Here is a 12,083-nt window from a genome sequence, read left to right on the forward strand (position 1 = left end):
TATTACTATTTAGGTTTATTAATAACTTTTATATAGGACTTGTGTCCCTTTGTCACTAAACCCTTTTTCAACAAGCTTTTCATACATATCACGCGCAAGCTGTAAGCCTGGAAGTGCCAGTTTCATCGCTTCTGCTTCCGCTAGCGCTATATTCATATCCTTAAGGAAATGCTTAACATAAAAACCAGGTTCGAAATCACCATTTAACATCCGGGGGGCTAGGTTTGACAATGACCACGAACCTGCAGCTCCTGTCGAAATAGATTGCAATACAGTCTTTGGATTCAGTCCCGCCTTTTCTGCATACGCTAATGCCTCGCAAACTCCGATCATATTCGAAGCGATAGCAAGCTGATTGCACATTTTCGCGTGCTGTCCTGCACCTGCTATTCCTTGATAAACTATATTTTTTCCAAATACCGATAAAACCGGCGATATTTTGTCGAATGTTTTTTCATCTCCGCCGCACATAATCGACAAAGTACCATTCTTTGCCCCAACGTCCCCTCCGGAAACCGGTGCATCGATGGTTTCCATCTGCAGCTTAGCTCCTGCTTCCGCTATACGCTTTGCCAGTGCAGGGCTGGATGTCGTCATATCGATAAGTATTTGACCTGCTCGACCAGTAGACAGAATACCACCGACGCCAAAATAGACTTCTTCGACATCTGCCGGATACCCAACCATCGTGAAGACCAAATCGGCATGCTCCACTGCTGCCACCACAGTATCTGCCCAAACCGCTCCAGCTTCAATAAGAGAATCAGCTTTCCCTTTTGTTCGTGTATTTACGACCACTTCATAATTACTGTCTAAAAGATGTTTGACAATACTAGTCCCCATAACCCCTGTTCCAATGAATGCAATTTTTGCGATTTCCATCTCAATTCCCCCTATTCAATAAATGTATTACTTTCAATCCTACCAAAGATAAATCTCTCTTTCATCATTCACTTCTTATTTTGTACAAAAAAAGGAGGACGGACCCTGTAATAGGGCTCCGTCCTCAAAAGGGGGAAATGAGAATGTTGCTGTGTTCTATCTTAATTTCCCCCCTTTTCACGCATATTAAACATTGTTTGCAAAATATTTATTCTTTATTTTATCGAGTTCCTCGATAAAATGGTTTCCTTCTTTTACTGAGACCTTATGTGAGCCATACCTAACTTTATCGTACGTATTGAATAACGCATCATTTTGCCCCCAGTCCATTCTAAAAAACCACTCTTTAACAGTTTCTCCTTTTAAACGTGGAACTTTTGAAGATTGTGCTTCCTGCTCAAATTCCCTATAAGCAGTTCTCACAGCGTCGACAGACTCTGAATAATCGTAAACAAGTTCTTTTTTCTTCTTATTCTTTTGCCTTCCACCTGACCTGAAGGTATGATCAGTATCTTTACCTGACAAATGTGTTTTTCGTCTTTTTGCGATTAGGATAAATGCAACAAGAGCAATTATAAAAATCCCTAGCATTAACACTAATTCTATCTTCAAAAATACTCCACCAAAAACCTTTATGTCATCTACCATATTGAAGTCAATAACGGTGTACTCCGGCTTTTCAGTTTCTTCAATAAGCTTTTCCCTCGCCGCATCAAATCTAGCAATAAACCAATCAATTAAAGGGGTTATTCCTTTTCCAATCAGCATGAATAGCCCGCCGAATAGAAAACCGGCTGTCACGATGATAACTAACCTGACTGGATGCAATAGATGATAGACGGCCAGAAACGTAATGACTCCCAAACCTAAGATCGTTGCAAACATTTTTCCCGCATCCCCTAAATTGAAATTACGGAGATGCAAGCCAATTAAGCCTATCACTATGAAGCGAATGATAAAGTAAATGACCGTCGTCATCAAATACAGAACAACTTGCAGATTCATCAGAACGTCTGCATTTGCATTGACGAAAAATAGCTTTAGAATAAAGTAAAAAAAAGCAAAGAAAACCGTATTCAACACAAGATATGGCCAGCCATTAGCTTTTGTCTCGCCAAAATTCACTTGCAACCGCCAAAAGGAATAGACAAACAGCATAAATACAACCACTAATGGTATCCCGTTAAAGTAAAATGGCATGGCTAACAACGCGGCCAGTAGGATTCCGATGCCTAATGAATACTCCATTTTAGAAAATAGCAAATACGTAATGCTCCCTATTCCCATGGACAAAATCAGCCATAAATAATGTGAGTCTACACTTGAACCATTCGTTAAGAAAAGGAATAGATAGACAATTAGGAACAGCTCAAGAACAGTTCTTTCCGAACTTATTAATCGGATCCTGTTTCTTTCAGTTCCTTCTTGAGCCATTTATCGTCCCCCCCTTCATAGAAACTATCCAATTTGACTTGATTATATTTGGTCCATCTTTTCACAAATGAACTGAACCGTTCAGGCTCATGCGTGATGAGTATAATAGTTGGAGGTAAAATCCCTTTAGACTCCACCTTCTGCAATACATTCTCAAATGGCAATTTAGCATTTTTATCCGATAACTTTGCAAGCATTTCCAGCGTTTTTTGATACTGAATTTTACCAGTCCCCGCCGGCAGATACATATAGGGTGTTGCACCGAATGTACGGATATTTATAACAATCGCAAATGGAATCGAATTTCGTGTGCAATAATCGACATAAGAAGCAAGCCGTTCAATTTTCAGATTAAAATCTTCAGGCGAACGCATTTTTTCAATCGCATTCATAATGAATAGAATCGACTGCTCGGTAACCGGCAAATACTCTTTTGTTTGTAATTTCTGCATGCGTGCGCTTGCTGTCCAGTGAATTTGATCGAATCGGTCTGAGGGGACATAATCACGTGTTCCAACGGGCTGAAATACATCATAGAAAAGTGATTGTCGCTGATCCACTTCCCCTGGCCTAAATGGAGAGGGTTGAATTTCCCCTTTTAACGGAACAATTTTCGGATAAACAAGGTTTTCCTGTTTGATTGGTTCGGCCAACTCCAACAAGACCGACCCATCCCCAGAAATATGCGGGATATCAATTGTCATTCGTGTAATTCTAGCTATTCCACGTTTTCTGCCTTCCAACGGGATTGTAATTCTTATCTTTTCTCCGCTACCGATTGCAAATGGTACAGTGAAATCAAAAATACCGCTGAAATGTTGAAGATTTTCCACCGCTGGTATGACAGAATCCTCAATTGATAATGTTAACGTTCCGTTCCAAATAGGTATTTTGCCATTTTCAAATTCAAATACAACTTCATTTACTGATCCTATAAGAAAACGGCTACGATTGCGCGGGGGTAAAAGTTTCAAATTTTTACCCACTTTAGAATAGTAAATGTTTTGGAAAGAAAACAGGGCAAAGACAGCTGCAAAACAAGCAGCTAGCTCAATTTGATTATAAATAAGCGCAAACAGGAAAAAGATTAGCGTAACTCCCATCCCTGTATGAATCGGTTTAAATCCTTCCTCATAACGAATCCATTTCATTAAACGGTCGCCTCGATTGGCGTCGGGATCGATTCGACAATGTCTTTCAATACTTCTTCCAGTTCTTTTGTTAACATCCCTTCTGTAGACAATTCCAGTCGGTGCAATGCCGCTGGTCCGATTACTTTTTTCACATCATCCGGGGTTGCGTAACTTCTGCCAGAAATATAGGCATGCGCTTTTGTCGCTTGAAAAATCGCCAAGGCGGCACGTGAACTAAGTCCAAGTTCCAAATAGGTGTGTTCTCTTGTAGCTCGAACGATTTTCAATATGTACCGTTCCACATCTTCATGTACAGCTACCTCTCCCGCTTCTTTTGACCATTTTGCCACTTCTGCCGGGCCAATGACTGAGGACGCCGTAATAGCACCTGGATTCTTCCCGTACTGCTTTAAAATGTGGTGTTCTTCTTCGAATGACGGATAACCTATATTCAACTTAAAAAGGAAACGGTCAAGTTGTGCAGCCGGTAGAGGAAATGTCCCTTGTTGAGACTCAATCGGATTTTGCGTTGCAATGACCATGAAAGGCGTCGGCAGTTTTACCGTTTCTCCATCAATCGTTACTTGTTTTTCCTCCATCGCTTCTAACAGGCTCGACTGTGTCCGTGGCGTTGCCCGGTTTATTTCATCCGCCAGTAAAATATTCGTAGATACAGGACCTTCCTTTAATATAAACTCCTGCACTTGGGGATTAAAATAACGGACTCCCGTTACGTCGGAAGGAAGTACGTCCGGCGTGAACTGAATCCTTCCAAAAGCACCTTGGAAAGCGTTCGCAAAAGTTTTCGCCATCATCGTCTTACCCGACCCTGGCACACTCTCAAGCAGAACATGCCCCTGTTGCAACAAAGCAATTAACATAAAATCAAATTCTGCTTTCCTGCCAATAATTGCATTATTCAATTCATCTCTAAATTCCTGCATTGTCGTCAATTAATTCCCCCCGTTTCTCAATATACCCTTCTATGTTTTCACCCAAAATGGATATCTTCTAGCTTAACTGTCGACTTTTTTTAATTCTTCATACTGATTCATAAGATTATCCAGCTTCCTGCTGAACGACATTGTCTCGTTATCGGTTAGCCCTTTTTTCGCTGCTGCATTCATCATCTTTTCGCGTATTAATTCGATTTCTTCTTCTAAATTCCACTCCAAGATAATCCCTCCTTGGATTAAACATAGCTGATTTTATATTATACAGGAATACGTACAGAATAAGAGAATGAATTTCCGACAGATTCCGACAACTCTAAACGATCAGACAGTCATATCAGCAATAGAAAAGACTTTACGTTATACTATTTTTAAGGCACACTATATAAGATAGAATATACCCAATGAAACATTCAGACGTTTCATACGTCTAATTTAACAAGGAGGGGTTTACGATGAAAAGCAGATGGAAACTTATATACGCAGCAATCGCGACCACTTTATTACTTACCGCTTGTGGTACAAGTCCCGAAACGGAGAATGATAGTACAAATGGATCTGCGAATGAAGTGGAGACAACAGACAAAGGTACAGTTACTGAAAATGAGGGAACGGAAACAGAGGTTGCTGATGAATCGACATCTCCTGATAGCCAAGTAGATATTTTGAAAGACGCACAGCTAAAAGAAAGCGATGAACAAAATTATACTATTTCTGTACTTCCTGATTATACATTGACCAGTGAAGAACCTGGCAAGGACAGTCTAATGGTAACAGGCGACGAAGCTGTGTTCATGCGTATTGAAACGGTGAAAAAGGAAGACGGCACATATGACTATTTAACAGATAATATGATTGCTGTACTTGAAGCGTCGAGCGATGGCGGTACGCCAACCGAAGTTACAAATGCAGAAGCAATTCCTGCTGCTGAAGGTATTGAAAACGCGAAAGTTCTTTCCGTAAAGGCTGAGACTGCGTCAATTACAGGAATCATCTTTGAACGTGACGAAATGATCGTTAGACTTACAATCTACGATTCCCCAAAAGAGGAGCATTTTGAACGTTTCCTTCACATGGGCGAAACGATTGTCAGTAAATAATAGAATACACAAGTTTGTAAGTGTTCATTATATTCAAAAAGAGACAATTCGTTCGATTTTGAACGAGTTGTCTCTTTTTACTTTTCTAATTCTGCATCCTTCATTTAAAAAAGGCAGAATCCACTTGAGGTTTTCTGTAAATATGACCACGTCCTCATATATCTGCATGCTAAATAAGCAGATGCCGATACATCACATCCCCGTCTATGTTCCAACTCACTATTTGGAAACACTTCTAAATCTTTGTTCCGTCAGTTTATTTATCATGGAATATGATTTGCTTTTTGCGCCCTCCGATTAGCACACTTTTTAAACAACAAAAATAGCGAGCCTTCCCTTAGTAATTTCGAGGTAAAGCCCGCCTGTTATCTATATATGCCGGATCGATTAATTAGGTACCCATCAATAACGTAGGCACCTTTCCGGTGGTTGCCAAAGCGAATATTATGGGGTATTCATTGTCCACTCTATAACGATGGACTTTTCAAATGCTCCATTACTTTCATTTTCATGATAGATTCTTAACCGAAAGCCCCAATTTCCGTATTAATTCAATTGCTTGATCTTGTTCTTCAATGGATAGAGAAGACATGAGGGATTCAATATTTTCAGCATGCTCTGGAAAGATGGATGTCATTAAATCGACACCAGCCGGGGTAATCGACATATATGTCACCCGTTTATCTTCCTCGCAAAAGACACGCTCTAATAATCCTCTTTTTTCAAGTTTGTCGACAACGTAAGTCATTGATCCGCTGCGGAGTAAAATTTTCTGTCCGATTTTCTGGATTGGTTGTCTTCCTCTATGATGAAGCAATTCTAGTACAGCGAATTCAGTCGGGTTAAGACCATGCTTTTCGCTCGGTTTATGTGCTTCTTCCAAAATTACTTTACTCGCTCTCGAAAGGACGATAAATAATTTTAATGCACGTTCTGTATCTTTTGTCATTATTCAGTGCCACCTTCTATATTCCGCTCAATAGTTGCCCTCATTATAACGGCAAACATGTCTTCGTGTCAAAAGACCAGGAAGACGTATCAAAACGATCATTACGGTGTTAATACCTTTTTTTCAGTTGAATCTATTCTTTGATCTTGTGTAATTGCCGATGGTAATGTCACTATAAAGCTTGTGCCTTTGTCAATCCCACTTTCAACCGCAATCGTTCCCCCATGTTCTTCAATTACCTTCAAAACGAATGGCAATCCAAGTCCCGTTCCATCTGCCTTAGTAGTATAGAATGGCATGAAAACCTGCTTAACTTGACTTTCATCCATACCCTTACCTGTATCGGTAATTCCCAAAGTAATTTTTCCAGAAGTATCCGCTTTCACAGAAACCGTAAGAATTCCTCCGGGTGCCATCGCTTCAAGTGCATTTTTCAACAAATTGAGAAGCACTTGTTTAATTTTATCAGCATCCCCAGTTATCATTGTATCTTTTAGTCTATTCTCTTTTTGCGTAATCGTAATTCCATCCATTAAAGCTTTCGGATGAACAATCTGAACCATGTCAGCAACCAAAACGCCTAATGAGAATGTCGTTTTTTTGTTCAGTGAAGGTTTGGACAGGAGAAGCATCTCGCTCAATATCGATTCCATTCTTGCTAATTCTTCATCGATAACAGAAAGATATTTTGTTGAATCAGTCGAAGCAGAAATCTTAAGTAATTGTACAAACCCCTTCAGGGTCGTCATCGGATTCCTGATTTCATGCGCAATACTTGCTGCAATCTGACCGATCGCTGACAATGAACCTGAATGGTCCAATTGCTGTTCAAGTTTCACTTTATCCGTTCGGTCCATCATCCGGACTACATAGACGTTCGTTTCTTTATCGTGAAAAGCTGTAGTATGATAATATCTCATATCCCCAGGTGAACGTTCAAAACACCTAACTTTTTCCGCGAATCCATGGGTAATAAGTGTGTCTATAAACGTAAAATTTTCTTCGTGAAAATCCGAAAAGAAATTAAATAGCATATCGGCAGTTTTACCAATAAAATAAGCCCGGGGTTCATTAAAAAACTCAGCATGCATTTCATTTACATCACAAATGATACCGTTATGATCGACTATGACTTCGAAGTCTTTCGATTTACGGAATACATTCAGATAAGTCATTTCTGACACTCGATCATACGTTTTCGGGATATCCAGAAGGGCAACTACTAAACGAGGTTCTTCAAAATAAGTGAGATGCATTTTCACAGTGTAAGTCTCATTTAACACTAGTTGAATAGGTAACATATCGAATAATGGCTGTTCCGCTACATACGCACGCTTTGAAAAACTCACCCACAGTTCAATGGCGGATTCATCCAAAAACTCTCTAATATTCCGTAATTTATCAATACGTAAGGTATTACAGAATGCCTCATTTTTTTCGATGATTGTTCCATCTAACCCCAAAACTATGCCTGGTCTGCTCACATTGCTCATTAAAAATGAGATATGTGCCCTTACCTTTTCCATATTATTCTTCACATATATACCTCCTGATCCCGTTTCAAAACAGTATGAAAAATGACAATGATTCATGCAGAAAGGTCAAATTTGTACAAAAATACTCTTATTCAGATTATTCCATATTAAAGGTACAATAGAAATACACCTTTATACCCATATTAGTAATAAGTAACTTATATGTATTGGAGCAAAAAATAGGGACAGAACTATGTATATTTTCCTACCAACCTTAAAAGCGAAATATATCCAAATAAAATTTTCTGATATTCTATTCGAGGCTATACGTGTCGCTAAAATATAACCTAGTCCTTCCTGGATTTACAATTAGGGAACACCCTATAAATCTTGCATCGGATTTATATCAAAAAGGAATGATTACTGTCTATTTTCTTCTTCATTTATCGAAAATTGCAGAAATAAATAAAAATGAAATAAGGCTATCCCAAATTTAAAATTTGGAACAGCCTTTTATTATCCGATTATGACTCGTTCTTTGGGATAATGATAATGCACTTTCTTAGTTTTCCCTCCCAATGTAAAGAGGAATGAAATAAGCCCGACCCGCCCTATGAACATAAGCAGCATAATAATCACTTTCCCCACCACAGAAAGTTCAGATGTGATTCCAAGTGACATGCCACAGGTCCCGAAAGCGGATGTTATTTCAAACAACAATGCAACAACCGGCACACCAGGCTCCGTAATAAGCAGTATGAGGAGAGCGGTCATAACCATCATCAGCGCTAAAATGATAACCGCAAATGATCGGAACACATCGATCAATTTTATTTGCCTATGAAAAATATTAATGACTTGGTTACCGCGTGCAAAGTTTATAAGGAATAAGACTGCTATCGCAAATGTCGTCGTTCGAATTCCACCCCCTACTGAACTTGGCGATGCACCGATGAACATCAGCGAACTAACAAAAATATCTGTAGCTTCACTAAACTTCGTAACATCATACGTAGTTAGACCAGCCGATCTTGATGAGACTGAATGGAATAGCGCCGTAAATATTCTTTCATGCAACGCCATCCCTTTGAATGAATGCATTGATTCTAAAATGAAAATCATTACTGTACCAAAAACGAGGAGAATACCGAACGTTGCTGTCGTAATTTTTGTGAATAAGGAAAAACGGAAATGAGGCACTTTTTTAGAAAAATAGCTTTTCACTTCCATAAGAACCGGAAACCCGATAGCACCGAGTATAATTAAGATCATTGTCAATATCTGAACGAAGTAATCATTGAAGTACTGCGTGAGTGACGTTCCTGAAATATCAAAGCCCGCGTTGGTTGTCGCAGAAACGGACATGAACATCCCATTTAAGAGCGCTTCTCCAAAGGAATCATAAAACCGCATAATATAAACTGTAAATATGAAACCTCCAATGATTTCAATCAATATAATTATTTTAATGATTTCTTTGATCAGATGCACAAGCCCTGCAAGGCTGTATTGATTGTGTTCAACCATGATAAGTTGTCTTTCACGCAAACCAATCCTTTTTTTAACGAGCAGCCAAAAAAATGTACCGATCGACATTATCCCAATTCCGCCTATTTGCAAAACAAGCATAAGCATGCAAATACCAAAAACCGAATAGGTGTTTCCGATACTGATAGGCGTCAATCCAGTAACACTTACAGCACTGACTGCTGTAAACAAACTATCAATGAAACTTATCTTTATGCCTGGTAAATATACGCCTGGCAGATTCAGCAGTAATAATGAAAAGGCAATGGCCAGAAAGTAATAAAAAACTATAACTTGTGCAGGTGTAAACCTGCGTAAATTCTCGCGATTGAATTTCATCCAGTTCACCGTTCCTTTCACCAATGTCAAGGTGTCGTACCTATTTTAGAGAAGTCGAATGAAAAAAGAAAGGATGAACTTTTTTTAATTTTAAAAACAGCCATGCGATCGCATGGCTGTTCCTTACTTTACGCTTTCTTCTTATTACTTCTAACCCCTGCCAAATAGCCATTAAGTGCAATTCCGACAAGAACAACCCAAAATGTCGTTTGCCAAAGTGTTGAATGCGGAAATTCTGGATCGAGGATTTGTAAAGCTGGATGTGCCAATGTGAGGACAACCAGCTTGACCCCAACCCATCCGACGATAAGAAATGCTGCCGTTTCCAAAGTCGGGAATTTTTCCAATAGGACAACGAATTGGCGTGCAGCAAATCGCATAATGATTAAGCCAATAAGCCCTCCCAATAACATAACGGTAAATTGTCCTCCGTTGATACCACCGATGTGGAAGTCACCAAGCTCAGGCAAGGTTACCGCGAGCGCCACTGCCGCAAGCATCGAATCGAGCGCAAATGCGATATCCGCCAGTTCGACTTTGACAACGGTCATCCAGAAACCTGACTGTTTACGCTTCTTCCCATCAGGATGTGCTTCTCCGCCTTTTCGCTGATCAATAATGCTCTTAATGGATATGAACAAAAGATATGCTGCCCCAAGCGCTTGAATTTGCCAAATATTCACAAGGAACGTAATCATGAACAATGCGGCAAAACGGAAAACAAACGCTCCAAATAGTCCGTAGAAAAGTGCTTTCTTTTGTTGTTCATGCGGTAAATGCTTGACCATGACCGCCATGACAACTGCGTTGTCCGCTGCGAGTAGCCCTTCCAGTACGATGAGTACAACAAGTACCCATGCATATTCCAATAATATTGCTTCCAAATAAATTCCTCCTACTATTTTACAAATTAAAAAGACCCTCACCTAATAAAAGGCAAAGGTCTCGCTAAGTTAGAATTTTAGTTGCAAAATCCAGCTATCATAACCGATGGCAAAAGCCATGTATTGACGACTATGAAATAGGTCTCCCTATAGCTACTCCCCTTTGACGTAAAGTCAAAAGTTATTAAGTTCGGGTACTTTTGTTTTATTATACCACATTAAACGCTAATGTAAACGTTGAATCAACCGATTTTAATATGATATTCGTTGTTTTTCTTATTTTTTTCATAAAAAGCTGTCATTGAGGGAATCGACTCGAGAAAATCAGCACATTCTATTCCGCTTCCTTCAAGCAGCCTTTCCGCAACTGTCGTATCGAAAGTCGCATTCCACATCATATAGTCCAGTGTTTCCGCTTCAACGCCTAGCCTTCGTTGTAAACGGATTGAAGTAAGGCCTTTTTCAGCCAGGAGTCGGGGTACTCTTCCTTTTGGCTTTTTCCCTGTCAGTTCAACGACCATTGCGCTATAGATTTCTTCGATTGGATGCGGCGTCGGGTCTGTCAAGTGGACTGTTCGGCCGGCAGCTTCTTTATGATTGGATAAATACACAGCCGCATTGATAATATAGTCAATCGGCACAACATTAATGTATGCATCAGTTCTTCCTACGTACGGGATAATTGGCATCCATCGCAATCTATCAATCATATTCATGAAAAAATAGGGTCCATCAAATTTGATGGTCTCGCCAGTTTCAGAATGACCACGCACTATTCCCGGGCGAATGATTGTTACAGCTGCATCGTTCTTCAGCCCTTCTACGAGCAACTCCGCTTCAAATTTAGTTTCTTCATAATGATTTTTAAAAGTAACGGGACGAATCAGTTCAGTTTCAAGTAACTTACCTTCCCTCTTCCCTGCAACATAGGCTGTACTGAAATACATGAAACGCTCGATAGTCGGATGGCTCTGGACGAATTCGTTCACCCTTCTTGTCCCTTCGACATTTACTTCCCAAGCTATTTCCGCTTTTACCGCAAGATCATATATGGCAGCAAGATGCCAGACAGTAAGCACTTCTTCACGCAACTTTTCAATCATCTGCCGCTCCATCCCAAGGCCGGATTTTGTAATGTCTCCGACAATGATTTCAAACGGAATGTCTATATTCTTTTCCTTTAATAGTAAAGCGGCTTTTTCTTTTGCAAGATCAGCTTGACTCGATTGGACTATTGCGTAAATTTTTTCCACTTCACCAAGATGCAGCAATTCCTTTATTAATTGTGTAGCTATGAATCCGGGAAATCCCGTGAAAAAATGAGTTCGCATAAAATCCTCCCTTTTTTTATTAGTATAGCATCAGCTTGCATAACCCGAAAGAATATTCAGATATATAGAGGCGTTT

Annotated in this window: 11 protein-coding genes; 1 reads left to right on the top strand and 10 read right to left on the bottom strand. The window is 39.7% G+C overall.

Annotation, left to right across the window (positions count from 1 at the left end; genetic code table 11):
* Positions 1-18: 18 nt before the first annotated feature.
* The 5 genes from MKZ11_RS22515 to MKZ11_RS22535 all read right to left on the bottom strand — a co-directional run bounded on the left by MKZ11_RS22515 (position 19) and on the right by MKZ11_RS22535 (position 4,624).
* Positions 19-882, bottom strand: coding sequence for an NAD(P)-dependent oxidoreductase (locus tag MKZ11_RS22515; RefSeq protein WP_340796581.1), 864 nt, complete (start codon positions 880-882; stop codon positions 19-21).
* 186 nt (positions 883-1,068) lie between these two features.
* On the bottom strand, positions 1,069-2,316 hold the full coding sequence (locus MKZ11_RS22520; RefSeq protein ID WP_340796582.1) for a hypothetical protein: 1,248 nt from the start codon (positions 2,314-2,316) through the stop codon (positions 1,069-1,071).
* A complete protein-coding gene (locus MKZ11_RS22525; RefSeq protein WP_340796583.1) occupies positions 2,277-3,467 on the bottom strand; it encodes a DUF58 domain-containing protein in 1,191 nt (396 codons plus the stop codon). The genes MKZ11_RS22520 and MKZ11_RS22525 overlap by 40 nt, the downstream gene beginning before the upstream one ends.
* The gene (locus MKZ11_RS22530) at positions 3,467-4,402 is read right to left on the bottom strand and encodes an AAA family ATPase (RefSeq protein ID WP_340796584.1); all 936 of its coding nucleotides are present in this window, start codon (positions 4,400-4,402) and stop codon (positions 3,467-3,469) included. Before MKZ11_RS22530 ends, MKZ11_RS22525 begins: the two co-directional genes overlap by 1 nt.
* A 63-nt stretch (positions 4,403-4,465) precedes the next feature.
* On the bottom strand, positions 4,466-4,624 hold the full coding sequence (locus MKZ11_RS22535) for an aspartyl-phosphate phosphatase Spo0E family protein (RefSeq protein WP_340796585.1): 159 nt from the start codon (positions 4,622-4,624) through the stop codon (positions 4,466-4,468).
* Positions 4,625-4,857: 233 nt separating this feature from the next.
* On the opposite strand from MKZ11_RS22535, the gene MKZ11_RS22540 reads away from it, so the two are divergent.
* Positions 4,858-5,502, top strand: coding sequence for a hypothetical protein (locus MKZ11_RS22540; RefSeq protein ID WP_340796586.1), 645 nt, complete (start codon positions 4,858-4,860; stop codon positions 5,500-5,502).
* Between the two features lie 508 nt (positions 5,503-6,010).
* Here the strand turns inward: MKZ11_RS22540 and MKZ11_RS22545 are convergent.
* The 5 genes from MKZ11_RS22545 to MKZ11_RS22565 form a co-directional block, all read right to left on the bottom strand.
* Positions 6,011-6,454 carry a MarR family winged helix-turn-helix transcriptional regulator gene (locus tag MKZ11_RS22545; protein WP_340797092.1) on the bottom strand — a complete coding sequence of 148 codons (444 nt, stop codon included), beginning with the start codon at positions 6,452-6,454 and terminating at the stop codon, positions 6,011-6,013.
* A 98-nt stretch (positions 6,455-6,552) separates the two neighbouring features.
* Complete coding sequence (locus tag MKZ11_RS22550; RefSeq protein WP_340796587.1) at positions 6,553-7,989, bottom strand: ATP-binding protein; 1,437 nt, start codon at positions 7,987-7,989, stop codon at positions 6,553-6,555.
* Positions 7,990-8,442: 453 nt separating this feature from the next.
* Positions 8,443-9,792 (bottom strand): TrkH family potassium uptake protein, encoded by a 1,350-nt coding sequence (locus MKZ11_RS22555; RefSeq protein WP_340797093.1) that lies wholly within the window; start codon positions 9,790-9,792, stop codon positions 8,443-8,445.
* A gap of 128 nt (positions 9,793-9,920) precedes the next feature.
* Positions 9,921-10,676, bottom strand: coding sequence for a TerC family protein (locus tag MKZ11_RS22560; RefSeq protein ID WP_340796588.1), 756 nt, complete (start codon positions 10,674-10,676; stop codon positions 9,921-9,923).
* A gap of 242 nt (positions 10,677-10,918) precedes the next feature.
* Entirely contained in the window at positions 10,919-12,007 is a 1,089-nt protein-coding gene (locus tag MKZ11_RS22565) for an SDR family oxidoreductase (protein ID WP_340796589.1), read from the bottom strand.
* Positions 12,008-12,083 lie beyond the last annotated feature (76 nt).

The sequence above is a fragment of the Sporosarcina sp. FSL K6-1508 genome (assembly GCF_038007465.1).
Lineage (GTDB): Bacteria > Bacillota > Bacilli > Bacillales_A > Planococcaceae > Sporosarcina > Sporosarcina psychrophila_B.

Excerpts from the sequence above, each read along its gene's own strand:
- MKZ11_RS22520 (WP_340796582.1), bottom strand. The coding sequence starts at position 2,316 with ATGGCTCAAGAAGGAACTGAAAGAAACAGGATCCGATTAATAAGTTCG.
- MKZ11_RS22525 (WP_340796583.1), bottom strand. The coding sequence starts at position 3,467 with ATGAAATGGATTCGTTATGAGGAAGGATTTAAACCGATTCATACAGGG.
- MKZ11_RS22555 (WP_340797093.1), bottom strand. The coding sequence starts at position 9,792 with ATGAAATTCAATCGCGAGAATTTACGCAGGTTTACACCTGCACAAGTT.
- MKZ11_RS22565 (WP_340796589.1), bottom strand. The coding sequence starts at position 12,007 with ATGCGAACTCATTTTTTCACGGGATTTCCCGGATTCATAGCTACACAA.
- MKZ11_RS22540 (WP_340796586.1), top strand. The coding sequence starts at position 4,858 with ATGAAAAGCAGATGGAAACTTATATACGCAGCAATCGCGACCACTTTA.
- MKZ11_RS22515 (WP_340796581.1), bottom strand. The coding sequence starts at position 882 with ATGGAAATCGCAAAAATTGCATTCATTGGAACAGGGGTTATGGGGACT.